Origin of the sequence: Amycolatopsis sp. NBC_01286, from assembly GCF_035982555.1 — a bacterium.
In the GTDB taxonomy this organism is placed as follows: domain Bacteria; phylum Actinomycetota; class Actinomycetes; order Mycobacteriales; family Pseudonocardiaceae; genus Amycolatopsis.
Window position 1 is genome coordinate 8,673,059 of sequence record NZ_CP108428.1, and the last position, 25,554, is coordinate 8,698,612.

The 25,554-nt window shown below is 72.9% G+C and carries 27 protein-coding genes; 15 read left to right on the forward strand and 12 right to left on the reverse strand.

Annotated elements, in window-relative coordinates; genetic code table 11:
• Positions 1–10: 10 nt before the first annotated feature.
• The 3 genes from OG570_RS39605 to OG570_RS39615 are packed head-to-tail and all read right to left on the reverse strand — an operon-like array spanning position 11 to position 2,276.
• Entirely contained in the window at positions 11–598 is a 588-nt protein-coding gene (locus OG570_RS39605) for an ABC transporter permease (RefSeq protein ID WP_326953923.1), read from the reverse strand.
• Complete coding sequence (locus OG570_RS39610; protein WP_326953924.1) at positions 595–1,227, reverse strand: TetR/AcrR family transcriptional regulator; 633 nt, start codon at positions 1,225–1,227, stop codon at positions 595–597. The genes OG570_RS39605 and OG570_RS39610 overlap by 4 nt, the downstream gene beginning before the upstream one ends.
• Positions 1,224–2,276, reverse strand: coding sequence for a medium chain dehydrogenase/reductase family protein (locus tag OG570_RS39615; RefSeq protein WP_326953925.1), 1,053 nt, complete (start codon positions 2,274–2,276; stop codon positions 1,224–1,226). The genes OG570_RS39610 and OG570_RS39615 overlap by 4 nt, the downstream gene beginning before the upstream one ends.
• A gap of 108 nt (positions 2,277–2,384) precedes the next feature.
• Between OG570_RS39615 and OG570_RS39620 the strand changes: the two genes are divergently transcribed.
• From OG570_RS39620 to OG570_RS39630, 3 genes are read left to right on the forward strand one after another with little or no spacing between them, the layout of a single operon-like run.
• Entirely contained in the window at positions 2,385–3,017 is a 633-nt protein-coding gene (locus tag OG570_RS39620; protein ID WP_326953926.1) for a TetR/AcrR family transcriptional regulator, read from the forward strand.
• A 60-nt stretch (positions 3,018–3,077) separates the two neighbouring features.
• Positions 3,078–5,051 carry a hypothetical protein gene (locus tag OG570_RS39625; RefSeq protein WP_326953927.1) on the forward strand — a complete coding sequence of 658 codons (1,974 nt, stop codon included), beginning with the start codon at positions 3,078–3,080 and terminating at the stop codon, positions 5,049–5,051.
• A gap of 2 nt (positions 5,052–5,053) precedes the next feature.
• Positions 5,054–6,616, forward strand: a complete 1,563-nt coding sequence (locus OG570_RS39630) for a hypothetical protein (RefSeq protein WP_326953928.1) — start codon at positions 5,054–5,056, stop codon at positions 6,614–6,616.
• 4 nt (positions 6,617–6,620) lie between these two features.
• Here OG570_RS39630 and OG570_RS39635 read toward each other — a convergent pair whose 3' ends face one another.
• Positions 6,621–7,169 carry a TetR/AcrR family transcriptional regulator gene (locus OG570_RS39635; protein ID WP_326953929.1) on the reverse strand — a complete coding sequence of 183 codons (549 nt, stop codon included), beginning with the start codon at positions 7,167–7,169 and terminating at the stop codon, positions 6,621–6,623.
• A gap of 110 nt (positions 7,170–7,279) precedes the next feature.
• Between OG570_RS39635 and OG570_RS39640 the strand changes: the two genes are divergently transcribed.
• Positions 7,280–8,293, forward strand: a complete 1,014-nt coding sequence (locus OG570_RS39640; protein ID WP_326953930.1) for an NADP-dependent oxidoreductase — start codon at positions 7,280–7,282, stop codon at positions 8,291–8,293.
• Positions 8,294–8,396: 103 nt separating this feature from the next.
• On the opposite strand, the gene OG570_RS39645 is transcribed toward OG570_RS39640, so the two are convergent.
• Positions 8,397–9,218, reverse strand: coding sequence for a MerR family transcriptional regulator (locus OG570_RS39645; RefSeq protein WP_326953931.1), 822 nt, complete (start codon positions 9,216–9,218; stop codon positions 8,397–8,399).
• 231 nt (positions 9,219–9,449) lie between these two features.
• Between OG570_RS39645 and OG570_RS39650 the strand changes: the two genes are divergently transcribed.
• Positions 9,450–9,794 (forward strand): putative quinol monooxygenase, encoded by a 345-nt coding sequence (locus tag OG570_RS39650; RefSeq protein ID WP_326953932.1) that lies wholly within the window; start codon positions 9,450–9,452, stop codon positions 9,792–9,794.
• On the opposite strand, the gene OG570_RS39655 is transcribed toward OG570_RS39650, so the two are convergent.
• Positions 9,760–10,542, reverse strand: coding sequence for an oxidoreductase (locus OG570_RS39655; RefSeq protein WP_326953933.1), 783 nt, complete (start codon positions 10,540–10,542; stop codon positions 9,760–9,762). The genes OG570_RS39650 and OG570_RS39655 overlap by 35 nt on opposite strands.
• Positions 10,543–10,617: 75 nt before the next feature.
• Here OG570_RS39655 and OG570_RS39660 point away from each other — a divergent pair, with 75 nt between their 5' ends.
• From OG570_RS39660 to OG570_RS39670, 3 genes are all read left to right on the forward strand, one after another.
• The gene (locus tag OG570_RS39660) at positions 10,618–11,106 is read left to right on the forward strand and encodes a MarR family winged helix-turn-helix transcriptional regulator (RefSeq protein ID WP_326948876.1); all 489 of its coding nucleotides are present in this window, start codon (positions 10,618–10,620) and stop codon (positions 11,104–11,106) included.
• Between the two features lie 76 nt (positions 11,107–11,182).
• A complete protein-coding gene (locus OG570_RS39665; RefSeq protein WP_326953934.1) occupies positions 11,183–11,791 on the forward strand; it encodes a TMEM175 family protein in 609 nt (202 codons plus the stop codon).
• A 59-nt stretch (positions 11,792–11,850) separates the two neighbouring features.
• The gene (locus OG570_RS39670; protein WP_326953935.1) at positions 11,851–12,576 is read left to right on the forward strand and encodes a hypothetical protein; all 726 of its coding nucleotides are present in this window, start codon (positions 11,851–11,853) and stop codon (positions 12,574–12,576) included.
• Here the strand turns inward: OG570_RS39670 and OG570_RS39675 are convergent.
• The gene (locus tag OG570_RS39675) at positions 12,543–14,006 is read right to left on the reverse strand and encodes an MDR family MFS transporter (RefSeq protein WP_326948873.1); all 1,464 of its coding nucleotides are present in this window, start codon (positions 14,004–14,006) and stop codon (positions 12,543–12,545) included. The two genes, OG570_RS39670 and OG570_RS39675, sit on opposite strands and share 34 nt — an antisense overlap.
• Positions 14,007–14,094: 88 nt before the next feature.
• Between OG570_RS39675 and OG570_RS39680 the strand changes: the two genes are divergently transcribed.
• Both OG570_RS39680 and OG570_RS39685 read left to right on the forward strand, forming a co-directional pair.
• A complete protein-coding gene (locus OG570_RS39680) occupies positions 14,095–14,679 on the forward strand; it encodes a TetR/AcrR family transcriptional regulator (protein WP_326953936.1) in 585 nt (194 codons plus the stop codon).
• Between the two features lie 174 nt (positions 14,680–14,853).
• A complete protein-coding gene (locus OG570_RS39685; protein ID WP_326953937.1) occupies positions 14,854–15,204 on the forward strand; it encodes a DoxX family protein in 351 nt (116 codons plus the stop codon).
• Here OG570_RS39685 and OG570_RS39690 read toward each other — a convergent pair whose 3' ends face one another.
• The 4 genes from OG570_RS39690 to OG570_RS39705 form a co-directional block, all read right to left on the reverse strand.
• Positions 15,205–17,232 carry an MGH1-like glycoside hydrolase domain-containing protein gene (locus OG570_RS39690; RefSeq protein WP_326953938.1) on the reverse strand — a complete coding sequence of 676 codons (2,028 nt, stop codon included), beginning with the start codon at positions 17,230–17,232 and terminating at the stop codon, positions 15,205–15,207.
• A 110-nt stretch (positions 17,233–17,342) separates the two neighbouring features.
• Positions 17,343–18,245, reverse strand: a complete 903-nt coding sequence (locus OG570_RS39695) for an NADP-dependent oxidoreductase (RefSeq protein WP_326953939.1) — start codon at positions 18,243–18,245, stop codon at positions 17,343–17,345.
• Positions 18,242–19,198, reverse strand: coding sequence for an alpha/beta hydrolase (locus OG570_RS39700; protein WP_326953940.1), 957 nt, complete (start codon positions 19,196–19,198; stop codon positions 18,242–18,244). Before OG570_RS39700 ends, OG570_RS39695 begins: the two co-directional genes overlap by 4 nt.
• A gap of 28 nt (positions 19,199–19,226) precedes the next feature.
• Positions 19,227–19,787 carry a hypothetical protein gene (locus OG570_RS39705; protein ID WP_326953941.1) on the reverse strand — a complete coding sequence of 187 codons (561 nt, stop codon included), beginning with the start codon at positions 19,785–19,787 and terminating at the stop codon, positions 19,227–19,229.
• Positions 19,788–19,926: 139 nt separating this feature from the next.
• On the opposite strand from OG570_RS39705, the gene OG570_RS39710 reads away from it, so the two are divergent.
• The 4 genes from OG570_RS39710 (at position 19,927) to OG570_RS39725 (ending at position 23,373) form a co-directional block, all read left to right on the forward strand.
• Positions 19,927–20,496, forward strand: a complete 570-nt coding sequence (locus OG570_RS39710; protein ID WP_326953942.1) for a TetR/AcrR family transcriptional regulator — start codon at positions 19,927–19,929, stop codon at positions 20,494–20,496.
• Between the two features lie 61 nt (positions 20,497–20,557).
• Complete coding sequence (locus OG570_RS39715) at positions 20,558–21,475, forward strand: trypsin-like serine peptidase (protein WP_326953943.1); 918 nt, start codon at positions 20,558–20,560, stop codon at positions 21,473–21,475.
• A gap of 117 nt (positions 21,476–21,592) precedes the next feature.
• The gene (locus tag OG570_RS39720) at positions 21,593–22,228 is read left to right on the forward strand and encodes a hypothetical protein (RefSeq protein WP_326960292.1); all 636 of its coding nucleotides are present in this window, start codon (positions 21,593–21,595) and stop codon (positions 22,226–22,228) included.
• Positions 22,225–23,373 carry a PrsW family intramembrane metalloprotease gene (locus tag OG570_RS39725; RefSeq protein ID WP_326953944.1) on the forward strand — a complete coding sequence of 383 codons (1,149 nt, stop codon included), beginning with the start codon at positions 22,225–22,227 and terminating at the stop codon, positions 23,371–23,373. The genes OG570_RS39720 and OG570_RS39725 overlap by 4 nt, the downstream gene beginning before the upstream one ends.
• 2 nt (positions 23,374–23,375) lie before the next feature.
• Here OG570_RS39725 and OG570_RS39730 read toward each other — a convergent pair whose 3' ends face one another.
• A complete protein-coding gene (locus OG570_RS39730; RefSeq protein ID WP_326953945.1) occupies positions 23,376–23,876 on the reverse strand; it encodes a DUF6630 family protein in 501 nt (166 codons plus the stop codon).
• Positions 23,877–23,954: 78 nt separating this feature from the next.
• Between OG570_RS39730 and OG570_RS39735 the strand changes: the two genes are divergently transcribed.
• A complete protein-coding gene (locus OG570_RS39735; protein ID WP_326953946.1) occupies positions 23,955–25,541 on the forward strand; it encodes an amidase in 1,587 nt (528 codons plus the stop codon).
• Positions 25,542–25,554: the final 13 nt, after the last annotated feature.

Sequence of the window (25,554 nt, forward strand, 5' to 3'; positions counted from 1 at the left end):
GGAACGTCGCTCAGCGGTTCGCGCCTTCGGCGAGCCGGCGGTGTTCGAGGACGGTCGCGACCGCGTAGCCGCCGCCTCCGGCGACGGCGAGGACCCAGAACAGCCCGGGCGTGCCGAAGGCGAGCGAGGCGGTGGAGACCAGGGCCAGCCAGCTGCCGAGGCCGTAGTGCAGGACGTTGCGGCGCACGGCGCCCTCGCCCAGGTAGAGCAGGCCGACGACGAGGCCGGAGCCGGCGGGCCAGAGCACGGTGGCCAGGTCCGGCGAGTCCATTGTGGACGTCAGGCCGGTGATGGCGAGGAAGAGCGCCGTGAAGCCGCCGATCCAGGACAGGCCGAGGAGCCGGCCGCTGAGGACGTCGGCGCCGCCGCGCTGGGCCCGGGCCGCGGCGAGGGTGGCGAACACGGTGCCGGCGGCGAGGCCGAGGCCGAGCAGCGTCATCGGCAGCCACCCGGGCAGCCGGACCAGCGGGTCGTCGCCCCCGGACACGGCGGCGGCGCCGTGGCCGAAGACGTACGCGAGGCCGAAGCTGAGGTAGGTGGCGCGGTTGTCGGTGTCCCCGGCGCGGGCGATCGGGGCGGCGGCGATGGCGGTGGTCATGACGGGAATCCTCCGGAAGTGAGGCGGGACAGGGGAAACGCGATCCGCTCGACGATGTCGGCGGGCCACGGGAAGACGTCGGTGACGGCGCGCTGGTGGGCGAGCCCGTGCAGGCCCAGCCACAGCGCGACCGCGTCGGCGGCGGGATCGGTGCTGGTGCAGAGCCCGGCGGCGACACAGTCGGCGAGGCAGCCGGTCAGGACGCGCAGTGCTTCTTCGCCGAGGGCGGCCAGCTCGCCGGGCGCGGCCGCCGGGGTCCAGGTGCCGCCGAACATGGCGCCGTACCGCTCGGGATGGTCCCGGGCGAAGCCGAGGTAGGCGTGGCAGATGGCGTGCAGCCGGAGCCGGGGATCGGGGCCCGCGCCGGCGAGGGCGGTCCGGGCCCGGCCGGACAGCTCGGCGAACCCCTGGCGGACGACGTCCAGCAGGATCGCGGGCCGGTCGTGGAAGTGGCGGTAGATCGAGGGTGCGGTGATCCCGGCGCGGCGGGCGACGGCGCGCAGGGTCACGGCCCGCGGGTCACCGCCGGCGTCGAGCAGGGCGGTCGCGGCGGCCAGGATCTCGGCGCGGAGCCGCCCGCCTTCCCCACGCCGGTTCCGCGAGCGGGGCGGACCGGCGCCCGGGGTCACGGCCGGCCCGGGTCCGCCACTATCACGACCTTGCCCGCGACGGTCCGCGACTCGGCGAGCGCCAGCGCCGCACCGGCGTCCGACAGCGGGAACTCCGCGGCGATCTGCGGGCGCAGGACGCCGCTTTCCACCAGCCGCAGCACCTGCGTGAGGTCCTCGCGCAGCCGGGCCCGGAAGGTGTTCAGGCGGCGCTTGCCCGCCCAGAAGTTGTAGAACCGCGCGCTCTTGCCGTTGGGCAGCAGGTTCCACAGCGCCAGCCGGGCGAACAGCCTCAGCACCGGCAGCTGCGAGTTGCCCTCGGTGTCCTTGGACGCCGCGGTGCCGTACGACACCAAGGTGCCGCCGCGGCGCAGCAGCCGCCACGAGTCCGCCACGCCGGCCCCGCCGACGTGGTCGAACACCGCGTCCACGCCGTCCGGCGCGAGCTCGCGGAGCTTCCGGTACATCTGCGGGTCGTGGTAATCGACCGGGGTCACGCCCAGCTCGCGCAGCGCCGCGTGGTGGCGCGGCGACGCCGTGCCGAGCACGGTGATTCCGGCGTGGCGGGCCAGCTGCGCGAGCGTGGAGCCGACGCCGCCGTTGGCGCCCAGGACCACGATCGTCCCGCCGGCGCGCACGGTGGTGTTCCGGTGCAGCATCTGCCAGGCCGTGACGCCGTTGACCGCGACGGTCTCGGCGGCGGCCGCGGAGACCCCGTCCGGCACCGCCACCAGGTCGGCGGCGGCCAGCACCTGGGCGCTGGCCCAGCTGCCGACCTTGGTGACCGCGGCGAACCGGCGGCCGGTCAGGGCCGGGTCGACGTCCGGGCCGGTCGTGGTGACCGTGCCGACGACGTCGTAGCCGGGAACGAACGGGAACGGTGGCTGGCTGAAGTACTTCCCGAGCCGCATCTGCTGCTCGGCGAAGGACACGCCGGTCGCGTCCATGCTCAGGACGACCTGGCCCGCGGCCGGCGCCGGGAGGGTGCGGGTGCGGATCTGGAGGCCGGTGGCCTCGACCTTGCCCGGCAGGACGACCTCGGTGGCGGTGGTGACAGTGGTGGTTCCCATGGCGGCTGCTCCGTCCGATCGGTTGTGCTTACAGCCGTAACCCTACGAGCGTTAGCGTACCGAGCGCAAGAGCTAACGCTTGTAAGTTTCATGGCGTAAACTGACGGCATGGACACCGAAGGCACCGCGACCCGCACCCGCAACCGCCGCGGCGAGGGCGCCCGCCTGCGCGACGAGATCGTGGCGGCGGCGGTCGAGCTGCTCGACGAGACGGGCGACGAAAGCGCCATCACCCTGCGCTCGGTCGCGCGGCACGTCGGGATCGCCGCGCCGTCGATCTACCGCCACTTCCCCGACCAGCCCGCGATCATGCTGGCCGTCGTCCGCAACGCCTTCGCCGAATTGGACGTCGAACTCCGCACGGCCCGGGACGCCGCGACCGGCCCCCGGCAGCGGCTGGTCGCGATCTGCGACAGCTACCTCGGCTACGCGCAGGCGCACCCCGGGCGCTACCGCACGATGTTCGGCGGGCTCTGGATGCCCGACCTGACCGACAGCTCCCTGACCGAGACCGACCTGGCCACCCTGGGCCGGGCGAGCATGGAGCTGCTCCACGACGCCCTCGCGGACTGCGTGCGCGCCGGCGTCGCCACCAGCACCGACCTCGCGGCCGACACCGTCGCGTTGTGGGTCGGCGTGCACGGACTGGCCCACCAGCGCGGTGTGTCCCCCGCGTTCGTGTGGCCGCCGGACATCGCCGACCGCGTCGTCACCTCACTGGCGCACCTGACCGCGGACTGAGTTCCGCCGGGTACCGGCGTTTTCTCGTATCAACGCGCCCCACCTCCTACTCTCAGTGGGGTGGACGGCATCGACAGTCTCCGGCACGCGATCGAAACCATTCCCATTCCCGGCGCCCCGCCGCGGCTGTCCCGCCAGGGCGCGGCGGTCGGGCTGGCGCTGCTGGACACCTCGCTGCGGCTCAACCACGTGCGCCGGCTGACCGAACGGCTGACCGTCGTCGAGCACGGGACGGCGCGGCGCAGCACCGAGGTCGACGTCAGCCTCAAGCTCCTCGACGAGGGCCAGCGCCAGGCCACCGCGCAGCTGCAGGACCTGATCGGGCAGGAACACGGCGAACGGGCCACCTCGCGACCGGCCCGGCAGCGGTCCCTGTGGGTGCCGCTGGCCCGGCTGCCGCGCCGCGACGTCTCCCCTGTCGACGTCTTCGACAGCTCGGGCCAGAAACTGCCGCGGCTCACCCAGCACGAGGCGTCGCGGCTGGTCGCCGCCGGGCTCTACCGGCTGCTGCGCGGGATCCTCGCCGGCGACGAGAACGCGCAGACCGCCAAGCACGAGCTGAACACCTTCCTGTTCCAGGTGCACGAACCGCGCTGGCTCATCCAGCAAGCGCTGCTGACGCTGCTCACCGAACGGAACCACCCGGAGGAGGAGTTCGCGCTGGCCCCGGCCGGCGGCACGGTGCCCGGGTACGGGCGGCAGTGCCGGGAACTGGCGCTCGACATCCTCGCCGGCTGCGCCGACCTGCTCGTCGAGTACGCCTACCTGCTGAACGTCGCGGTCCGCGACTACATGCTGGTGGTGGCGCTGGACGACACGGTCGAGGAACACCGGCTCAGCTACGAGACCCCGCTGCACGTCGACGCGCGCCAGCCCGTTGCGAGGGAACAGTGGCGGCGGCTGGCGTCGAGCCGGCGCGGGTACGTCGTGAGCTACGAGACGATGATCCCGGCGACGCTGAAGTCGTACCACCTCGTGGCGGGCACCGCGCCGGAGGCCGAGATCTCCCGGATGTACCTGTCCACCGACGCCGACCAGCACCAGGTGGACGGCCTGGTCGAAGACCTGGCCTCGCTGGCCGAACGGCAGGACGCCGCGCCGCTGCAGGAAGCCGACGGCGCCCGGCACAAGATCCTCGAGCTGCAGGCCCAGACCGTGCTGCGCCGGCTGGCGGACCTGGTGCGCCGCCGCAAGTGGGAGGCCGGCCAGTCCGGCGTCGAGCTGTCGCCGCGCAGCCTGCCGGCCTGCCACCGGCTCACCGCCGCGGCCACCACGGGCGAGGCCGTGCGGACGGATTCGGGCGAGCTCGACAACTCGCTGCGGCGGCACCCGGAGTTCACCGCCGCGAACCTCCGCGAGGCCGCCCAAGAGCTGACCGACCGGGAGTTCGGGCAGGACCTGGTGCTGGTCAACGGGATCGCCGACAACGAGGCGCGGGCGTACTGGCGCCGCTCCGGCGGCCGCGACGCGCGCGGCGACCACGTCCGGGTGCGCGCGACGCTGGTGCTCAAGGACTCCACGAAGTCCGGGCCGCTCAACGTGACGTTCTACGCGCTGGCCGTCGCGACGGTCTCGTTCGTGCTCGGCTGGATGCTGGTGGGCAGCCCGTGGTTCTACGGACGGGCCGCCACCGAGGCGCTCGGCCACATCGGCGACGGCCAGTCCGTGATCACCATGCTGTTGCTGCTGCCGGGTTTCCTCTACAGCCGCCTGTCGCTGCCGCCGCGCCGCACCGTGCTCGGCTACCTCGGCACGCTGCCGCAGGCGCTCGTGCAGCTGAGCATCGCGGCCGTCGCCGGGTTCGCCGCGGCCGTCGCGACGCAGAGCCGGGGCGAGGTCGTGCAGGTCACGCTCACGATCGCCGTCGGGCTGCCGGTGCTCGCCGCGCTCGTGCTGTTCAGCCAGGTGTCGTGGCGGGTCTCGGCGATCCCGCTGTCCCGCATCGGGGCGCCGCGGTGGGCGGGCGCCGGGGCGTGGGACCGCCGCAAGCCGCTGGACGCCGACGTCCGGTTCGACTCGTCCGGGGGGTGGTGAAGGTGCGCAACCAGCGGATCTCCGTGCGGAACGTCGCCGACCTGGCCCGGGCCGGCTTCGAGATCGCGCGCCAGCCGGTGACCAAAGTGGACTTCGAGGTGCACCACGCGACGGCCCGCCACGGCTACCTGCGCGAGCTCGTCTCCGACGACTCCGACACCACGATCTTCCTCGAGACGCTGTGTTCGGCCACGAACGGCGCCGGCGTCGTGATCGGCACCCGCACCCGAAAGCCGTTGGACGGCACCGAAGTCGTCGAACGCGTCGACGGCCAGCAGCCGGCCGAACGCCCGCAGCAGCGCCCGGGCGCCTGGGTGTTCCACCAGACGACCTCGCCCAACCCGACGTTCATCTACGAGTCCGCGCAGACCTTCGAGGGCCTGATCGGGATCGACCCGGGCGCGCACGAGGTGGGCGAGTGGCACGGCCTGGCCATCCGCGACCTGGCGAGCGAGATCTCCGACGCCGCGGCCGGGCTCATCGACGCGCCGCTGCTGTCGCTGCAGTGCCCGGCGCAGCTGCCGACGATCGTCAAGACCCGCAACCACGACCTGCGCACCCGCAAGGAGGTCGCGCCGCCGTGCGCGTCGCTGGCGGTCCGGTTCTCGATCGCGCTGCGGGACGCCTCCGCGGCCGCGCGGTTCGAGCTGGCCGACCGGTTCCGGGAGCTGTGCGAGAAGAACGGCTACAGCTTCTGGCTCGCCGACACGCGCCCGGGGCACCGGCAGGGCAACTGGTTCGAGGTCTACCACGCCGACGGCGAGTTCTCCCCGCTGTACAAGGGGGATCTCCGGTCCCGCCAGCGGGTCGGCACGTGCCTGCCGGTGACGTTCGTCGGGCCGGCGCGGATCGGCTCCACGCACGCGATCACGGCGTTCCTGCAGCGCTACCCGCAGGTGGGGGTGGTCGGCTGCGCCGGGACGACGTTGTCGGACGTCGCGTTCGTCCACCTGCAGCTGTCGATCCACGGCGTGGCCGCCGATCGGCTCAACCGCATCCTGGGCAAGCTGCTGGGCGAGTCCTCGACCCCGGCCCGGCCGTACAAGCTGCTGCGGGAGCTGTTCAAGCGGCTCGGCCTGCCACCGGACCCCGACGGCCCGGGCTCGGCGGCGCCGGACCCGACGGGCGACTACCAGACCTTCGCCGGGCCCGCGTTCGCCTACCGCCCATTCCAGATGCCCGACTGCATGGCCGTGTGGGTGTCGTGGGAGATCGCCCGCCAGCACCAGGGTCTGGCCGCACCGCTGGACTGCCTGTACCGCGCGCTGGCCCAGATCGCGCCACGGGCGGACGCCCAGCCGTCGGCGGCCGAGCTGACCACCGTCGAGTACCTCATCTGCCGCGCCACCGAGCAGTCGGTGATCCGGGGCAAGGCGAAGCTCGCCGTGCCCAAGTCGGCCCTGCGCCAGTTCGCCTCGGGTGGCGCCGAGCTGCCCGCGTCGAAGCTGTGCGCGTCGCTGGAGGAGGCGTGGAAGGCCCACGTGGACCAGTCCGGTGTGGACGGGGTGAGCGAGCTGACGGTGGCGTGGCGCGAATCCTGGCTCGGTCACTGGACGTACTCGTGAGGAGCTAGCCCTTCACCAGGACGGCGCCCATGACGACGCCGAAGAGGCGTTCGACGCGCGGCTCGAGCGCGGGCTGGTCACCGAGCCAGGCCAGCGACGCGGCCAGGGCGAACAGGTCCGCGCCGTCGATGTCGGTCCGGGCCACGCCCTCGGCCTGAGCGCGGGTGAGCAGCCGGGTGCCGGCCGCGCGCATCGTGACGCAGGAGTCGTGCAGCGCGGACTCCGGGTCCTCGATGGCGTTCACCATCGACGTCACCACCCCGCGGTAGTTCGTCGTGCACGCGACGAACTCGCGCAGCCACGCCAGCAGCGCGTCCGCGGGCGGGCTCGTGGTCTCGACCTCGGCCGCTTTCGCCGTCAGCTCGTCGAAACCGGTGCGCAGCAAGGCTTCCAGCAACGACTCACGCGTCGGGAAGTGCCGCAGCAGGGTCGCGAGCCCGACCCCGGCCCGGCGGGCGATGTCGCGCATCGAGGCGTCGACGCCGTGCTCGGTGATGACGGTGCCCGCGACGACGAGCAGGTGGTCGTGGTTCGCCTTGGCGTCCGCCCGCATCTCCGCCTCCTTTGACATCCGGACCACTGATCCGCATAATCGGATCAGTGGTCCACATAAGTGGATCGTTGATCCGTTCAGCGTACCCGGTGCGCAGACAGGAGAACGCCGTGTCACCACGGACGATGAAGGCGATCCAGCTGCACGAGTTCGGCGGGCCCGAGGTCCTGCGGTACGACGACGTGCCGGTGCCCGAGCCGGGGCCGGGTGAGGTGCTCGTGCGCGTCCACGCGGTCGGCGTCAATCCCCCCGACTGGTACGCCCGCGAGGGGATGCCCGACGTGCCGCCCGAGCTGAAGCCGCCGTTCTCACTGCCGCTGATCCCGGGGACGGACGTGTCGGGTGTCGTCGAGGCCGTCGCCGACGACGTCGAGGCGTTCGCCGCCGGCGACGAAGTCCTCGGCCTCCTCCGCTTCCCGGCCAGCCTGCAGGGCGCCGCGTACGCGGAGTACGTGACCGCGCCGGCCACCGACCTCGCCCGCAAACCGGCCGGCGTCGACCACGTCGCCGCGGCCGGCCTGGCCATGGCGGGGTTGACCGCGTGGCAGTTCCTGATCGAGCTCGGCCACGACCACCCGTCGCCGTTCCAGGCGGCCCGGCACCAGCCGACGCCCCTCGGCGCGGACACCACGGTGCTCGTCAACGGCGCCGCGGGCGGCGTCGGGCACCTCGCCCTGCAGCTGGCGAAGTGGCGGGGCGCCCACGTCATCGCCGTCGCCTCGGGCACGCACGAGGCGTTCCTGCGGGAGCTCGGCGCGGACGAGTTCCTCGACTACCAGAAGGTCCGGCCCGAGGAGGTCGCCCGTGACCTCGACCTGGTGCTGGACACCGTCGGCGGCCCGGACAGCCGGCGGTTCCTGCGCACGCTCAAGCGCGGCGGCGCGCTGTACCCGGTGTACTTCGGCGAGTTCGACGACGAGGAGAACGAGAAGCTGGGCGTCACGGTCACGGCCACCCAGGTCCGTTCGAACGGCGCGCAGCTCGCCGAACTCGCGCGCCTGCTCGACGCCGGCACGATCCGCGTCGCGATCGACAGCACGTTCCCGCTGGAGAAGGCGGCCGCGGCGCACGAACGGGCCGCGCGCGGGCACCTCCGGGGCAAGATCGTCCTCACCGTCGACTGAAGCGGCCGGCTCGATCGGCAGGATCGGGGTGCGGTGTTGCCGAGGTGGGCGGAAAGTCCGGCGCCGGCTCGGCGCTCGCCGCGTTCCGGCGCGGTCCTGAGCGTCAGGTGGCGTCGGAGCGGAAGATCGGCCAGCCGACCTCGGTCCGCCACTCGGCTTCGGCGGACGTCTCGATCGGGTCCCGCAGGTAGTACTCCCGCAGCGGCCCTTCGACGCCGATCTCGTGCCGGGCGGCGTAAGTGCCCAGGTCGCCGTAGGTGAGGTCGATGTCGTTCAGCGGCCCCGGGTGCACCGCGATCGCCAGTTCGGCCGGCGGGACCACGAACGCCGTGACCCGCCCGACCGGGCGGAGGCCGGCCTCGACGGGGACGAACACCACGGCCTCGCCCCGCTCGTGTTCGTACAGGTCGCTGTCGAACAGGCCGCCGCCGGGCCCGGTGCGGCGCAGGTGCTGCGCGCCGATGACGCCGTTCAGCTCCCCCAGCGCGCCCTGCCACCAGCTCAGCACGTCGGCGCGGTCGATGACGGCCCGGATCCCGATGGCCGGCTGGGCCGGCACGGACCGGTGCTCGATCACCGGACCGCCGGGAGCGCGTCGCAGGAGGTCGCGCAGGTCGTCGACCGCCGCCCGCGCTTCGACGAGCTTCGTCTCCAGGCGGTCCAGGTGCGCGCTGATCAGCTTGTTGCGGTCGGCGACCGCCTCGGCGGCCAGGACGGCCTTGACGTCGGCGACCGGCATGTCGAGGCCGCGCAGGCGGCGGATCACCTGCGCCGGGGGCACCTGGTCGAGGGAGTAGTACCGGTACCCGGTCGCCGGGTCGACGTCGGCCGGTTCGAGCAGCCCGACGTCGTGGTAGTGGCGCAGGGTCTTCGCGCTGAGGTGCGTCACCCGGGAGAACTCGCCGACCGTCAGACCTGCTCGCATGGCGCTCATTCTGAACCTTCCCCCGGCCGGAAGGTCCACCCGCCGGTCGCCCCTTGTCTCTCCCCCGGCCGCCGGGCCCAGCATCACCGGTACCGGCCACCGCGGCCGGCTCCCGACGGAAGGACACAGTCATGGACACCGCACTTCCCGGCGTCGTCGCCACGCTGATCGTGCTGCACAACACCCCGGCGCCCTACTGAGAACTGTTGCAAGCGAACGGAGCCTGACCACATGAGCACCACGGTCCTCACCGAACTCTTCGCCCGGCCCGGGCGGGGTGACGACGTCGCCGCCCTGCTGCTGGAAATCCTGCACGAAAGCCTGGCACACCAGGGCTGCGAAACGATCCGGATCATCCGGGACCAGGACGATCCCGACCACGTCGCCGGACTGACCCAGTGGACCGAGCGGCAGGACTACACCGGCTACCTCGGCTGGCGGACCGCGCGCGGCTTCACCGGTACCTTCGAAGCGATGCTCACCCGGCCGCTGGTGATCAGCTACTACGACGAACTGTTTGCCGGCCAAGGGATCGCCGCGGTCAGAGGGTCGGGAGCAGGCCGCCGTCCACAGTGATGGCCGTGCCCGTCACGTAGGACGCGCGTGGCGAGGCCAGGAAGGCGATCAGCTCCGCGGCCTCGTCCGCCCGGCCCGGCCGGCCCAGCGGCACGGTCAGCGACGCGTGGAACTGCGTGCGGACCTCGTCGACGGTGCGGCCCGAGTTTTCCGCCTGCTGAGCCAAAGTGGCGTCGAGCGCGCTGGTCTCGACGACGCCGGGCAGCACCGTGGTGACGCGGACGCCGTGCGGGCCGCAGGTGGTGGCGAGGCCCTTGCTGTAGGCGTTGAGCGCGGCTTTCGCGGCCGCGTAAAGAATGCCCGACGGCTGCGGGTAGCGGGCGGCGCCGGACGAGACGTGCACGACGGCGCCGCTGCCCTGCGCGGTCAGGTGCGGCACCAGGATCCGGTCCAGGCGCACGACCGACAGCAGGTTCGCGTCCAGGTTCGCCTGCCAGTCGTCGTCGGTCGCCGCGAGCACGCCGCCGGGTACGTGGCGGTTGCGGCCGGCGTTGGCCACCAGGACGTCGAGGCCGCCGAGGTGGCCGAGCGCCGCTTCGGCGGCGGCCTCGATCTCGGCCGGCACGGTCAGGTCGGCGGTCACCAGGTGCACGCCGTCCGGCACGTCGGCCGGCGTGCGGGCGATGGCGACCACGCGCGCGCCGGCCGCGACGAGGCGGGCCACGGTGGCGGCACCGATCCCCCGCGTGCCACCTGTGACGACGGCACGCGCACCCGCAAGACCCAGGTCATCGCGGCTTTCGAGCATGGCAGTCCTCCGAAAGTGCTTGAGTGGACTATATCGTTTAGCACGCTACACGATATAGTTCGCTACAGTGAGCCGGTGACCACCGTCCCGGCCGCCGGCCACCGCGACAGCCCCGGCCTGATGTTCGCCCTGCTCGGCAACGAGACCATGCGCCGGCTGCGGGACGCGCACACCGCGAACGACCTGACCCCGCGCCAGTTCCAGATCCTCGGCCTGCTCCACGACCGCGGCCCGCTCGGCCAGACCGACCTGGCGACCGCCGTCGACACCGCCGCCAGCATCCTGGTCACCCAGCTCAACCCCCTGGAGGCGGCCGGCCTCGTCTCCCGCGACCGCGACCCCCACGACCGCCGTCGGCACGTCGTACTGCTCACCCCTCTCGGCCGGGAACGCCTGGAGAAGGCCGCCGCCGCCCAGCAGGCGGTCGAGGACGACGTGTTCCAGGCCCTCACCCCGGCCCAGCGCGCCCAGCTGACCCGGCTGCTGATCCTGGTCCGCGACGACCTCACCGGCGGCCACGAACAGTGCGGCACCCCGGCCTCCCTGGACCGCGAGACCCGCTAGTCCTGTCGCCGACGGCCCCGGCACGCCGCTTCAGTAGCCTGGGCCGGCTGTGGCCGATCACCGACAGGAGCTCCCCATGGAACGGCAGAGGTCGCCCGAGAGGCTGGTCTTCTTCAGCGACGCCGTCGTCGCCATCGCCTTGACGCTGCTGGTGCTGCCGCTCACCGAGCTCGTGCCGGAACTGATCGCGGCCGGCGCGCCCGCGACGGAGGCCGTCACCGGGAACTGGCCGAAGATCTTCAGCTTCCTGCTCAGCTTCGCCGTGATCGGCCGGTTCTGGCTCATCCACCACCGCATCTTCGAGCACGTGCGCGCGTTCAACACCCCGCTCGTGCTCGTCAACTTCTGCTGGCTGCTCACCATCGCCGTGCTGCCGTTCCCGACCCAGCTCATCGGCGCCTACCAGTCGCAGCGCTTCACGGTGCTGTTCTACCTCGGCACCCTGCTCGCCGGCAGTGTGTGCCACACCGCACTGCTGTTCATCGTCCGCGGCGACCCCGCGGTCCACGGCGACGCCGAACCCGTGTCGGACGCCTGGACCCGCAGCTTCGTCGTGAGCACGGGCATCTTCGCCCTCGCGGTGGTCGTCGCCTGCATCCGGCCGGGTTTCGGGTACTACGTCCTGCTGCTGCTCGCCCTGCAGCCGCTGTTCACCCGCCGTCGCCCGGCGGCCAGACCGGCCTGACGTCAGCCGCCGTGCCCGGGTCTCCGGGTTGTCGGCCGCGAGGTGGCAGGATGCCGCGCATGCGAGTGACGCGTTACGGACCGTCCGAAGAGGCCGGACGCGGCCGGCTGGACACCAACACCGTCGCGCGGCTCGACGGCGTCGGTAGCTTCACCGACCTGCTCGGCGTCCTCGGCGAACTGCGTTCCGAGCACGAGCCCGCCCGGGTCCTCTGCACGCTCGACGACGTCAACCAGTGTGCGTACACGAGCGGGCACGCCAGCCAAGACGACCGGCTCTGGTCGGACAGCGACGACGCCGACGCCCGCGCCGCCCACATCGCCGCCGCCCTCGACGATCCCGGGTCGCGGGTCGCGTGGGCGGACCTGCCCGGCGAGCGCCTCGGCGGGGAAGCCGACGTCGCGGCCCTCGTCGAGGTGAACCGGGACCCGGACGGCTTCCTCGACGACGTCGTGCTCGTCCAGCGCGTGCCCGTCCCCCGCGACGACCTCGCGATCGCCGGGATCCCGAACGGCTACTTCACCGCCGACTGGACCGTCTTCCAGAACCACGCGATCGTCCGGCGGCTGGCCGCGCACGGCTACCGGCACGTGGGGATCGGCGCGTCGCTGCTCGGGTTCGACCGCGCGGCCCCGCCGTCCGAAGACGAGGCCCGCGCGGTCGTCGCCGATCTCAAGCACCTCTACGGCGCGCTCGGCGCCTGGGCACAGCTCGCCGCGCTGCTCCCGGAGCGGCCGTACCTGCTTCTCGGCTACACGGAGGACTTCCCCGACTTGACCGGCTGAGCCGCCGCCAACGTCGCCGCGGCCGCGGCGGCCTGGACCTGCTTGCGCCCCGGCAGCCACACGCACAGCGCGGTCGCGAGGAGCGAGAAGCCCGTCGCCCACCAGAACGCGACGTGGAAGCCCGTCACGGCCGCGCCCGGTCCGGCACCGGCGATGGCCTGCTCCAGGACGACGGCGAGCACCGCCGTGCCGAACGACCCGCCGACCTGCTGGGCGATCCGCGTCAGGACGCTCGCGTGCCCGATCTCGGCGCGGGCGAGCCCGACGTAGGAAGCCGTCATGACCGGCATCGTGACGGCGCCGAGCCCGATGCCGCGGATCAGCAGCCACAGCGCGAGCAGCCAGCCGTCGCTCGTGGCGTCGACGAACGCGAACGGCACGGTCGCGGCCGCGACGACGACGAACCCGGCGACGGCGATGGACTGCGCCCCGATCCGGTCGGTGAGCGGGCCGGCGATCTGGCGGCTGAGCAGGGCCCCGATCCCCTGCGGGACCAGCATGAGCCCGGCCGTCAGCGCCGTCACGCCGCGGACTTCCTGGTAGTACAGGGGAAGCAGCAGCATCGCGCCGAACAGCGAGAAGCCCGACAGGAACAGCACGGCCGTCGACGACCCGACCGAACGCGCGGCGAGCAGCCGGATGTCCACGAGCGGGTCGCGGTGACGCAGCGCGTAGAGCGTGAAGGCGACGAGGAAGACCACGCCGATCGCGAGCGGCGCGAGGACGTCGAACCGGCCGAAGCCGGCCGCGCCGGCGTTCGAGAGGCCGAGGAGCACGGCCACGATGCCCGGGACGAGCAGCACGAGCCCCCACACGTCGAGCCGGGCCCGCGCGGCGGCCGGCGGGTCCTTGGGGAGGTAGCGGCCGGCGAGGATCAGGCCGGCGACGCAGAACGGCACGTTGACCCAGAACATGAAGCGCCAGCTGTAGTCCGTGATGATCGCGCCACCGACGAGCGGGCCGAGGATCGGCCCGAGCAGCCCGGGCAGCGCGACCCAGGTCATCGTCTTGCCGAGCGCGTGTCCCCCGGCGGCCTGCATGATCAGCGTCGTCATCACCGGCAGCATCAGCCCGCCGCCGAGCCCCTGCAGGACGCGCCAGCCGATGAGCGATCCCGCGTCCCACGCGAGGCTCGACCCGATCGAGCCGGCGAGGAAGACGGTGAGGGCGAACATCCAGACCCGCTTGCCGCCGAAGCGGGTGAGCGCCCAGGTGCTGAGCGGGACCGCCGCGCCGAGCGCGAGCATGTAGCCGGTCGTCACCCACTGGATCGTCGAGACCGGGACGTCGAGGCTGGTCGCCAGCTGGTGCAGCGCGACGCTGACGATCGTCGTGTCGAACACGACCGCCAGCGCCCCCACGACCAGGATCAACGCCGTCTTCAGCACCTTCGGGTCGACGCCGTCGCGCGCCGGTGTGTCCGCTGTCATCACTACCCCAATAAGAGAGGGATTATTTCCTTATTGGCGAGGGTAGGAGGACTGGCGAAGGAATGCAAGTCTCTCTTATCCTGGACGCATGCCGACCGAGGTCAAACGCCGCCGCCGGGGAACCGAGCTGGAGCACGCGCTCCTCGACGCGACCTGGGAGGAGCTGGCCGGCGCCGGGTTCGCGAAGCTGACGATGGAGTCCGTCGCGGACCGCGCGAAGACCGGGATCGCGGTGCTCTACCGCCGCTGGCCGGACAAGAACGCCCTGGTGCTCGCCGCCATCCGGCACTACGGCGACACCCACCCGGTCGAGATCCCGGACACCGGCAGCCTGCGCGACGACCTGCTCGCGCTGCTCCGGAACGTCAACGCCGGCCGCATCGAGCTGGCGACGCTCGTCGGCGCGACGTTCGCGGGCCTGCACGACAGCGCCGGCCTCACCCCGGAGGAGGTCCGGCTGACGGTCCTCGGCGACGGCCCGAAACGCTCCGACCCGGTGTACCGCCGCGCCCACGACCGCGGCGAGATCGACTTGACGCGCATCCCGCAGGACGTCCTCGACCTGCCGTTCCAGCTCATGCGCCACGACATCCTGATGACACTGAAGCAGGTCTCCCCCGAGCGCATCCGCTCGATCGTCGACGACGTCTTCTGGCCGCTCGTCACCCGTTGACCCCGCTCCCCCGGGCGGCTTCCCCCACCCGGCGGCGAGTTGCAGGGCGCCGGTGGCGAATTCGTGGCGAGGCGCCGGTGAGCGGCAGCATCACGTCACCGGTCGAGTCCCGGGCTGTCACGTCTTGCGGGCCCGCGTCGTCCATCGGCGGACAGCTCAGCAGAAAGGGAGGCCATGTTCGCCGCCTATCTCAGCGTTACCCTCGTCGCCGCGGTTTTCACCGGTAGTGCCGCCGTTTTCTACCTGATCGGGCACGACTACCCGAAAGCCCAGGCGGACATGAAGGGCGTCCCGCGGTCGTGGCTGCCGTGGCTGGGCTCGGCCCTGGCCGCGGGGGCGGCCGGGCTGCTGGCCGGGCTTGCCGTGCCGCTGCTGGGTGTCCTCGCCGCCTCCGGGCTGGTGCTGTACTTCCTCGGCGCGCTCACGGCCCACCTGCGCGTCGGCTCTCGTCAGCTTGTCGGCGGAGTCGTGTTTCTGGCCCTCGCAGTGGCGGACCTCGTGCTGAACCCGGGCTACCACGGGTAGTCAGCCGTGGTACTCCAGCCAGTCGAGGTTGATCGAGCCGGTGTCGCCGGGGGCGTACGACAGCGTCACCACCGGGTCGCGGCCAGTCAGCGGCACGCCGGTGAAGGTCACCGTGCCCCAGGCGTCCCAGCTGGCGGAGACCACCGGGAAGCTCACCTGCCGCACGGCTTTCCCGGCCACCGACAGCGTCATCGTGCGCGCGTCGCCGTTGGCGTTCGCGTACCGCACGGTGATCGCGCCCGTCGTGGCGTCGGCCGACGTGCGGTGCAGCGTGAACGACGACGCGGCGCCCTGGGCCCACAGCCCGTCGAGGAACGCGCGGCCGGAGTAGCCGGTGTGGTTGACGTTCGTCTTGACCCCGCCGGTGTTGTGCGCGTCTTCGGCCTCGAGGTGCCCGGGGGCGGGACAGCCGGCGACGGTGCCAGCCGTGTCGGCGCAGCGGTCGGCGGCGTCCGCCACGTGGTCGCCGTCCCGGTCACCGGCGGGCGCGCCGGTGAGGGTGATCTCGACGCGGTGCGCGCCGCTCAAGGTCACCGGGACGACGTTGCCGGGCGCGGGCCGGCCGTCGAGGGTGAACGCGCTGATCCGGGTGCCCGCCCCGTGCAGGGCGATCGTCAGGTCAGCGTTGCGGTAGCGCAGGTTCCGCAGGGTGACGTCGCCCCAGCCCGCGGGCAGGTCCGGCGTGAACGCCAGGCCGCGGTCGGTGAACGTCAGGCCGAACAGTCCCGTGTGGACCATGTCGAGGAACGCCGTGGCCGACCACGTCTGGTCGGGCTGCGAGCCCCAGTGGAACTTCACCGTGTCGCCGAGCCGCTGCCAGCCGCCGTCGACGACCCCGGTGTCACCGTTGTAGATCTCCCAGAACCCGCTGTTGCCGCCGACCAGCTTCGCCAGTTTCGCCGTTTCCGACGCGAACCCGCTCTGGTTTCCTTGAGCCGCCAGCGCTTTCGCCCACAGGCCCTGGACGAGCGGCCAGACGATCGCGTTGTGCCTGCCGGGCTGGGCGGCGGAGTAGCGGTCCCAGTGCGGGTAGGTGTCGGGCAGGCCCCAGGTCATCTCGCGCGCGTGGGTGACGATCGACCGGGCCTGGGCCGGGTCCGCGACGCCGAAGAGGATCGCGAACGCCAGCCCGGTGCCCTCCTGGTAGGCGCCTCTCGTGCCGTCGGCGAGCAGCTGGTAGTCGTACAGGCCGGTCGCGGCGTTCCAGAAGTGGTTGTTGATGGCGGCTTTCAGCGCGGCGGCCTTGGTCCGGTAGCCGGTGGCCTCCGACGGATTGCCCAGCTGGTCGGCCATGTTCGCGGCGTTGACATAGGCGGCGTAGTAGACCTCGTTGGTGCTCAGGTACATCCCGCTCGCGACGCCCGGCCACGGCGAGCTGCCCGTGCTGACCGACTCGGTCGCGTCGGCGGGCGGTGCGGGGTAGCCGGCGATGCCGTCGTTGAAGAACGACGGGCCGGTGAACAGCCCGTACGTGGCGTTGAACCCGGCCGTGCCGGCGTGTTCCCGGATGGTCAGCGTGTCGCCGGCGGTGCGGTAGGCGTCGCCGAGGAACTGCCGGTCCCCCGTGACCAGGTAGTGGTGCCACGCGGCGGTGACCCAGACGACCTGGTCCCACTGCTGGTCGTCCTGCTGCACGCGCAACGCGCCGCTCGCGTCCTTGTCGACCACTGCCCAGAGCGTGTTCTCCGCCAGCGCCGGAGCCAGCAGGCTCGTCGCGTTCCAGCTGTTGACCGACGCGTCCCGGGTCCACGGCTGGTCGTACCCGGCACCGGCGCGGACGAGGCCGACGGCCGGATCCAGCAAGCCGCTCTTGTCGTACTTGGCGTCGTAGCCGATCGTGTTGGTGCGCAGCAGGTTGTCCAACGCGGCCGCGTACGCGGTGCCGAACAGGGCCTGGCTCTCCGGGTTCGCGAACTCGAGCGCCGGCGCGGCGACCGGGTCCGCGGTCGCCGGCGCCACGCCGGAGACGACGCCGCACGCGGTGACCAGCGCGAGGAGTGCGAGTGCGGTCCTGCGTCCGTGGCTCATGCCGTGCACCTTCCCCGGCACCGGGCCCGCCGGACCGAAAGGCCATTGCACCACGGAATCCCGGCCGGGGAGCGGGCCGGCGAAGATCCTGTCCGCTTCTGTCCGGCGCGCTAACCCATCAGCAGTACGAGCTTTCCGCGGACGCGACCGGCTTCCCCGGCCCGGTGCGCCTCGGCGATGCCCGCCAGCGGGAAGGTGCCACCGACCCGGACGACGAAGCGCCCGGCGTCGGCCAGCCGGCCGATCTCCGCCAGCACGTAGTACGCGCGGCCGCCGTCACCCCGGCTGAACCGCACCCCGTGCCGCTGCGCGCCGGCGAAGTCCGCGACCGTGATGACGTGCTCCGGGCCGCCCGCGAGGTCGGCCAGTTCGGGCAGGACGCCGTTCCCGGCGACGTCGAGCGCGAAGTCCACGCCGTCGGCGGCCAGCGCGCGCACCCGCTCCGGCATGCCTTCGCCGTACGCGACGGGTTCCGCCCCGAGCGAGCGCAGGAAGTCGTGCGTAGCAGCACTTCCGGTGCCGATCACGCGGACACCGCGGGCCACGGCGAGCTGGACGGCGGCGGTGCCGACGCTGCCCGAGGCGCCGTTGACCAGCAGCGTGTCGCCGGCTTCGACGCCGAGCTGGTCGAGGGCCCGCGCCGACGTCTCCCCGGCGACCGGCAACGCGGCCGCCGACGCGAAGTCCAGCGACGCCGGGATCGGCGCGTACCAGGACAGCACGACCCGTTCGGCCTGCGCGGCACCACCTTCGGACAGCCCGAACACCCGGTCCCCGACGGCCACGTCGGTGACGCCCTCGCCGAGTTCGTCGACGATCCCCGCCGCTTCGTAGCCCATCGTCTGCGGCAGGTCCGGGTCCATCAGGCCCTGGCGTTTCTTCCAGTCGCTCGCGTTGACGCCGGCCGCGCGCACGGCGATCCGGACCTGCCCGGCCGCCGGCCGCGGGTCGGGCAGGTCGACGATTTCGAGCACCTCCGGGGCCCCGAACCGGCTGAACCGCGCGGCTTTCACGCGTCCGCCTTCTCGCGAAGGGGCACGCCGTACCCGGCGAGGAAGCGGCGCTGCTCGGCGACGGCTTCCCGGTCTTCCGGGCTGTCGCCGCCGAACCCGGCGTGCGGCATGGCCTCGAACACGTGCAGGTCGGCCGCGACGCCGGCGTCGCGCAGCCTGCGGTGCATCCGGACGGTGTTGGAGAGGAACAGGTCGCGGGTGCCGCTGCGGAGGAACGTGGGCGGGAAGCCGGTCAGGTCGCCCAGGACCGGCGAGAGGTACGGCTGCCGCAGGTCCGCCCCGGCCGCGTAGAGCGCGTTCGGCGTGCGCAGGCTGCGCAGGACGTTGTCGACGCCGGCCAGGGTCCGGAAGGTGTCGCCCGACTCGGTCAGGTCGACCTGCGGGGTGTTGAGCACCAGGGCCGCGGGCATCGGCAGCCCGGCGTCCTTGGCGCGCAACAGAAGGGCCGCGGCGATGTTCCCGCCGGCGGAGTCGCCGCCGACGAACACCCGCGCCGGATCACGGTCCCGCAGCAGACGCCGGTACACGGCGAGCGCGTCGTCGAGCCCGGCCGGGTAGGGGTGCAGCGGCGGCAGCCGGTAGTCCACGCCCCACACGAGCAGCCCCGCGCCCGCCGCGGTTCGCGCCGTCGTCATGCGGCACGCGTCCCCGCCGCCGACCACGAGGCCGCCGGGGTGCATCCAGAGGTAGACCGGCTCGTCCGCGTCCTCTTCGACGCCTTCGGGCCTCGCGGCGTAGACGGTGACGCCGTCGACGTCCAGGTCCTCGACGGTGACCGGCAGGTCGGCCACCGGGAACCGCCGGGCCGCGGACCGGTCGGCTTCCTCGGCCAGCGCGAGCCAGCCACCGGTGTCGTCCAGGGCCGGGTAGGTCAGCTCGCTCTTGTCGAAGGCGAGCCACTCCTGGGCCTGCTCGCTGACGGTGGACGGGGCGGGGAAGGTGTCGTGGCGCATGAGCACTACATTAACTGACTAAATTTAGTCAAGCAACTAAGGCGTTTCGCCGAGCACGCCCCAGGCGCAGGGCGGAGACGAGGAAGAAGATTCCGCCGAGCGTCGCGTAGCCGGCCAGGTTCGTCAGCGAGGCACCGTCCTTTGTGGCCTGCAGGATGAACGAACCCCCGGCCAGCACGGAGATGCCACCACTGAGGATCATCGGCCACTGCCCGCCGAGGCCGCGGCGGCGGAGTCCGACGACGAGCTGGACGACGCCGGCCACGACGGCCCAGCTCCCCCACACCCGCAGGACGCCGGCGATCCCGCTCGAACCGACCACGGCCAGGCCGATGGCGGCGAGCAGGCTGATCGCGATGTTCACGTACAGCACCGAAACCGACTGGGCCGCCTTCGACGAACGGACGTCGACGACCGCGGCGACCACGTCGAACACCGGGTACAGCACCAGCAGCGCGACGCCGGCGACCCCGAGGCTCGACCCGGTCGCGAACACCAGCGCGGCCCAGACGACAGCGAAGGCGAACCGGACGAAGTACAGCCGGCGCAGCGACGAGGCGACGTCGGCGGCGGGAACGGTGGTGGTCATGTTTTCCCCTTCGGACACAGCGAGGTAGATAGAACGATCGGTCTTGCTGATGAGGACTATGGCAGCGAACCGGCGAGTCGTCAAGACCGACCGTTCTATCTGCTACCGTGGAGCCAACGAACCGGAGGCAGGAGTTCAGGTGTCCGAAGCACGCGCGCGGCTGCTCAGTACCGCGACCCGGCTGTTCTACACAGAGGGCCTCCATGCCGTCGGCGTCGACCGGATCATCGCCGAGGCGTCCGTCACCCGCGCCACGCTCTACCGGCACTTCGCGAGCAAGGACGACCTGCTCGTCGCCTACCTGACCGCCGCCGACCAGGCGATCCGCGCCCAGGCCGAGGCCGCCCGGGCCGGTGGCGGCGCGCCGGCCGACGTCGTCCGGGCGGTCGCCCGGTCGATCGCCGACGGCATCCGCTCCCCCGGGTTCCGCGGCTGCGCGTTCCTCAACGCCGCGGCGGAGTACCCCGACCCCGCCCACCCCGTGCACCAGGCCGTCCTCGCCCACCGCCAGTGGTTCCTGGACACCGTCACCGAGCTGCTCGCGCAGACCGGCGAGACCGCGCCGGAGCCCGCGGCCCGGCACTTCGTCATGCTCCGCGACGGCGCGATGGCCGCGGGCTGCCTCACCGACCCCGCACCGATCTGCGAGACGTTCCTGCTCGGCGTCGAAGGAATCCTGAGGTACCGGGACGCTTCCGTCGCGCCGTGAGGCGGTTCAAGATCACCCGCTCGGCGAACAACCCTCCCCGGCGGGCGGGCGTCCACCGGACATGACCACGAACTCGCGTGCCCTTTCCCGAGCCGGCACCCTGCTGGCGGTGGCCGGCACCGCGGCGGCGGTCGTCGCTGCCCCGGCCACCGCGGCCGACGGCGACCAGGTCGTGACGCAGGTGAGCGCGGCCGACCGGGCCGCGGCGCTGGCCCACTGGACGCCGGAGCGGATGCGGCAGTGGGCCGGCGCGGACTGGCTGCCGCCGGCCGAGAAGATCGGCCGGGTCTGGGACGGGCCCGTCCCGGCGGGCGTCGGGCGGCTGTTCTTCACCGCCGAGCCCGGGGTCGACGAGTCCTGCACCGCGACCGTGGTGCCCAGTGCGAGCAAGGACGTCGCCCTCACCGCCGGGCACTGCGTCAACGGCGGCCTGGACCGCTTCGACAACCCGATCAAGATCGTCAACGTCGTGTTCGTCCCCGGCTACGACCACGGGACGGCGCCGTACGGCGTGTTCCCGGTCCGGGCCTTCGCCTGGTCGGCCACCTACTCGGGTCCGACGAGCGGCACGGACGACGACGCGGTGCTCGCGCTGGACCCGGTCGGCGGCCGGCACGCCGCCGACGTCGCGGGCACCCAGGACGTCTCCTTCGACCAGCCGCCGTCCCCGGTCGACACCACGATCCTCGGCTACCCGGTGTCGCAGCTGGCCGGCGGCGAGGCGTTGCTGTCCTGCGCACGGCCGGCCACCCTCGAGGTCAACTCGGTCCTGTCGGATTGGAAGACGGACTGCGACCTGTCCGGCGGCTCCAGCGGCGGCCCGTGGCTGCGGGACTTCGACCCCGCCACGGGCCAGGGCACGATCTTCGGCGTCACCAGCCGGGGCACGATGAGCGAGGATGGCGTCACCCAGGACCTCACGGGCGCCGCGTTCACCAGCCCCGTGCAGGAGCTGTACGAGCGCGCCGGGCGGCTCTGACCCGGATTCACCCGCACGGGTGCACCACGCACCCGGCCCACCGCGGTGATCGCCGCGGTGGGCCAGTTCGTGTTCTGATGACCGTTACCCGACCCCGCGAGGAGTTGTTCGTTGACCGTGACCGCGCCGGAACCACCGCAGGGCTGGGTGCCGGTCGAGCACCGGCTCTTCGGGCTCGACCGCCGGACCTTCACCCCGGCCCTGATCGTGCTCGCCATCGCCCTGCTGCTCGGGTACGGGCTGCCCGCGCTCAACGCCGCGATCCCCTGGCACAACGAGATCCGGGCCGGTGACCTGCTCGACCTCGGCGACGGCGCGACCGCCGTCCCGCCGGCGGGCTGGCAGCTGCAGAGCGGCACGCTGACCGGCGCCTCCGTCACGAACCCGACGAGCCTGCAGGTCGTCCTGGCCACCGGCGGCGCGACGATCGCCCTGCGCGGCGCCGCCTACAGCGGCACCGCGGAAGCCTTCCTCGACCAGGTGCGGCGTTCGGAGGGCAACGACGCTCCCGCGATCGACGGCACGCGGGGCACGGTGACGACCACCGCCGGGCTCACCGGCGTCGCGCAGAGCACGACGTCGCCCAGCGGTGACGGGCTCGACGTCGCCTTCAAGGTGGCCGGCCGCGGCGAGCCGGCCGACGGCGCGCCCGCGCTGCTGTTCCGGGTGCGCACCGCGCCGGGCCAGTTCGAGCGGTTCCGCGGCGAGATCGACGGCGTCCTGCGGAGCATCACCCCGGGAGCGAGCCGGTGACGACCAAGTCCGAGACCAAGACGGCCCAGCTCGCCGCCATCGAGCAGTCGGGCTGGGGCCTGCCGTTCCGCTTCTTCCAGCCGCACAACCTGGCGTTCTGGGTGTACCTCGTCGGCGTCGGCGGTGGCGCGCTCGGGATGCTGCGCTACTTCGGCGGCGACGGCGGCTTCTACACCCCGGCCCTGACCGGCGGGATCCTGCTGTTCGGGCTCTACCTCGTGCCCTGGCTGGTGCTGCTGCGCCACCAGAACCGCTACACCGCGCAGCCGGGCCGGCTGCTGACGACGGCGTTCGCCTGGGGCGGGATCGCCGCGACGTTCTGGATCGCGCTCCCGGCCAACACTGCCCTGCTGGAGCTGTGGACGAAGCTCGGCGGCACGGCCTTCGCCGCCGACTGGGCCGCCGGGCTCACCGCCCCGATCAACGAGGAGTTCGGCAAGGCCCTCGGGCTCGTCCTGCTGATCGGGCTCGCGCCCCGGCTCGTCCGCAGCGTCTACGACGGGTTCATCATCGGCGCCTTCATCGGCCTGGGCTTCCAGGTCTTCGAGGACGTCCTCTACGTCTACAACGGCGCGGCGCAGAGCTTCGGCAGCAACCAGGTCGGCGCGTCGCTGCAGGTGTTCCTCTACCGGGGCGCGTCCGGCATCGTGTCGCACGCGCTGTTCAGCGCCATCTTCTGCGCCGGGCTGATGTGGGTGCTGAGCCGGGTACCGGGTGAGCGCAACGTCGTGCGCGGCGTGCTGACCATGCTGGTGGCGATGGTGTTCCACTTCGCGTGGGACGACATGACCGGCCTCGGCGGCCGCGGTCCCCTGGTCGCCGTGCTGCCGTTCGTGATCGCGGCGATCGAGCTGACGTTCCTGTTCCACGTCCTGCGCCACGCCGCCCGCCGCGAGCGGGCCTGGACCCGGGACCTGCTCGGCCCGGAAGCCGGCGCGGGTGTGCTGGACCCGCCCCTGCTCGACGCGGTCAGCGGCCTCCGGAAGCAGCGCAAGGCCTACCGCAAGCACGTCCACAGCCGCCGCACGGCGAGGCACCGGATGGCCGCGGCGAGCGACCTGGCCCGGGAGATCGCCCGCGCCGGCGGCCGGGAGACGGACCGGGTCGCCCACGCCCGCGCGGAGGTCGTGCGGCTCAGCGGGTGACGCTAGGCCGGGAGGACCGCGGCCTTGAAGCCCGCCGCCGCGGCCAGGCCGGGAAGGTCGACGGCCCGGGTGGGCGGCAGGAGCACGAGCGGGTAGCAGTCGGACTCGATGTCGAGGACGGCGAGCGCGGTGCCCGCGGCCGCCAGCTGCCCGCCCGCCAGCTCCAGGAACTCGAAGGTCGGCAGGTCCGCTTCCGCGAGCGACGCCCACGCCGCGTCCCCGGCCGGCGCGGACCGCAGGGCGCGCAGCCGGCCGACGATCTCGTCCGGCGCTTCCTTCCAGTCCACTTCGGCCAGCAGCCCGTGGTCGGCGAGTGCGTCCACCAAGGCGATCCAGGGCAGCTCGGGGATCGGGGTGTCGATGCCGCGGTCGTCGAGGCTGTCGCCGTGTTCCCGCAGGTAGGCCTCGGGATCGTCGTGTGCGGCCGCGGCGCGGGCACGCACCTGCGGCACGTCCGGCGCCACCAGGGCGGCCACGGCGATCAGCGCGTCGCGAGCAGTCATGAACGTCCTCCCAGGACACCCATGATCGCACCCGGGCCGACGAATGGCGGCTTGACCCCCGCCGGGTTCAGGAGTCACATGTACGCCGTGATCCGACTGCGCTCGTCCGCCGTGCTCCTCGCCCTCGCCGGCCTCGTCGCGGCCCCGGTGCCCGCGCTGGCCGCCGCCGCTCCCGCCCAGGCCGGCCCGTCACTGGGCTTCGACCTGGACGCGGCCACCATCCCCGAGCTCCAGCAGCGGATGGACCACGGCCGCCTGAGCGCCGTGGCGCTGACCGCCGCCTACCTCCACCGGATCGACGCGCTGGACGGCAAGATCCACTCCGTCGTCGCCGTCGACCCGACGGCGTTGCGCGCGGCTGCCGCCAGCGACGCCCGCCGCCGCACCGGCCACACGCTCGGGCAGCTCGACGGGATCCCGGTGCTGCTCAAGGACAACATCGACACCCGGACGCTGCCGGCCACCGCGGGTTCGCGGGCCCTGCCGCGCAGCCGGCCGGCGGCCGACGCCGCCCTCGTGGACCGGCTGCAGCGCGGCGGCGCGGTGATCCTCGGCAAGACCAACCTCTCCGAGTGGGCCAACTACCGCTCCACGAACGCGACGTCGGGCTGGTCCGGGATCGGCGGCCAGACGAACAACCCGTACGTCCTCGACCGCAACCCGTGCGGCTCTTCCTCGGGCTCCGGCGCCGCGGTGGCCGCGAGCCTGGCGCAGGTGGCGATCGGCACCGAGACCGACGGCTCGATCGTCTGCCCGGCCGGCGCCAACGACGTCGTCGGCGAGAAGCCGACGCTGGGCCTGGTCAGCCGGACCGGTGTCGTGCCGATCTCCGCGGAGCAGGACACCGCCGGGCCGCTGGCGCGCCACGTCGTCGACACGGCCATCACGCTGTCCGTCCTGCAGGGACGCGACAAGGCGGACCCCGCGACGGCGGCGATCCCGGCGGGCCAGCCGACGGACTACGCGGCCCTGCTGCGCCCCGGTGCCCTGCGCGGCGCCCGGATCGGCGTCTGGCGCAAGGCCGGCCAGGACGCCGACGTCGACCGCGTCGTCCAGGACGCCGTCCGCACGCTGACCTCGCGCGGCGCGACCGTCGTCGAGGTCGACCTGCCCTACCAGGACGAGATCGGCGCCGCCGAGTCCCCGGCCCTGCTCACCGAGTTCAAGAGCGACGTCAACGCCTACCTCACCCACCGGCCGGGCCACCCCGCGAACCTGAACGAGCTGATCGCGTTCGACAAGAAGGACCCGGTCGAGCTGTCGAAGTTCGGCCAGGAGCTGTTCGAGCAGGCGGCGGCCGCGCCGGCCCCGACCGATCCCACCTATCGCGCCCAGCGCGCGACGGCGACGTCGCTGGCCCGCCGGTCGATCGACGAAACCCTGGCGGCGCACCACTTGGACGCCATCGTGGCGCCGACCAACAGCCCGGCCTGGAAGACGACGTACGGCTCCGGTGACGCGTTCGTCCTCGGCTCGTCGACCCCGGCGGCCGTCTCGGGCTACCCGAACGTCTCGGTGCCGGCCGGGTTCGCGGGCCCGCTCCCGATCGGCGTCTCGTTCTTTGCCGGACGCTGGGCGGACGCGCGGATCCTCGCGCTGGCGGCGGCGTTCGAGAAGGCGGCCCCGGCCCGGAAGGCGCCGACCTTCATCCCGTCGATCGGCTGACCGTCCACAACGG

Coding starts and splice junctions, on each gene's coding strand:
- OG570_RS39605 (WP_326953923.1), bottom strand. CDS start 598: ATGACCACCGCCATCGCCGCCGCCCCGATCGCCCGCGCCGGGGACACC.
- OG570_RS39615 (WP_326953925.1), bottom strand. CDS start 2,276: ATGGGAACCACCACTGTCACCACCGCCACCGAGGTCGTCCTGCCGGGC.
- OG570_RS39620 (WP_326953926.1), top strand. CDS start 2,385: ATGGACACCGAAGGCACCGCGACCCGCACCCGCAACCGCCGCGGCGAG.
- OG570_RS39635 (WP_326953929.1), bottom strand. CDS start 7,169: ATGCGGGCGGACGCCAAGGCGAACCACGACCACCTGCTCGTCGTCGCG.
- OG570_RS39645 (WP_326953931.1), bottom strand. CDS start 9,218: ATGCGAGCAGGTCTGACGGTCGGCGAGTTCTCCCGGGTGACGCACCTC.
- OG570_RS39650 (WP_326953932.1), top strand. CDS start 9,450: ATGAGCACCACGGTCCTCACCGAACTCTTCGCCCGGCCCGGGCGGGGT.
- OG570_RS39655 (WP_326953933.1), bottom strand. CDS start 10,542: ATGCTCGAAAGCCGCGATGACCTGGGTCTTGCGGGTGCGCGTGCCGTC.
- OG570_RS39665 (WP_326953934.1), top strand. CDS start 11,183: ATGGAACGGCAGAGGTCGCCCGAGAGGCTGGTCTTCTTCAGCGACGCC.
- OG570_RS39670 (WP_326953935.1), top strand. CDS start 11,851: ATGCGAGTGACGCGTTACGGACCGTCCGAAGAGGCCGGACGCGGCCGG.
- OG570_RS39675 (WP_326948873.1), bottom strand. CDS start 14,006: ATGACAGCGGACACACCGGCGCGCGACGGCGTCGACCCGAAGGTGCTG.
- OG570_RS39680 (WP_326953936.1), top strand. CDS start 14,095: ATGCCGACCGAGGTCAAACGCCGCCGCCGGGGAACCGAGCTGGAGCAC.
- OG570_RS39685 (WP_326953937.1), top strand. CDS start 14,854: ATGTTCGCCGCCTATCTCAGCGTTACCCTCGTCGCCGCGGTTTTCACC.
- OG570_RS39690 (WP_326953938.1), bottom strand. CDS start 17,232: ATGAGCCACGGACGCAGGACCGCACTCGCACTCCTCGCGCTGGTCACC.
- OG570_RS39700 (WP_326953940.1), bottom strand. CDS start 19,198: ATGCGCCACGACACCTTCCCCGCCCCGTCCACCGTCAGCGAGCAGGCC.
- OG570_RS39705 (WP_326953941.1), bottom strand. CDS start 19,787: ATGACCACCACCGTTCCCGCCGCCGACGTCGCCTCGTCGCTGCGCCGG.
- OG570_RS39715 (WP_326953943.1), top strand. CDS start 20,558: ATGACCACGAACTCGCGTGCCCTTTCCCGAGCCGGCACCCTGCTGGCG.
- OG570_RS39730 (WP_326953945.1), bottom strand. CDS start 23,876: ATGACTGCTCGCGACGCGCTGATCGCCGTGGCCGCCCTGGTGGCGCCG.
- OG570_RS39735 (WP_326953946.1), top strand. CDS start 23,955: ATGTACGCCGTGATCCGACTGCGCTCGTCCGCCGTGCTCCTCGCCCTC.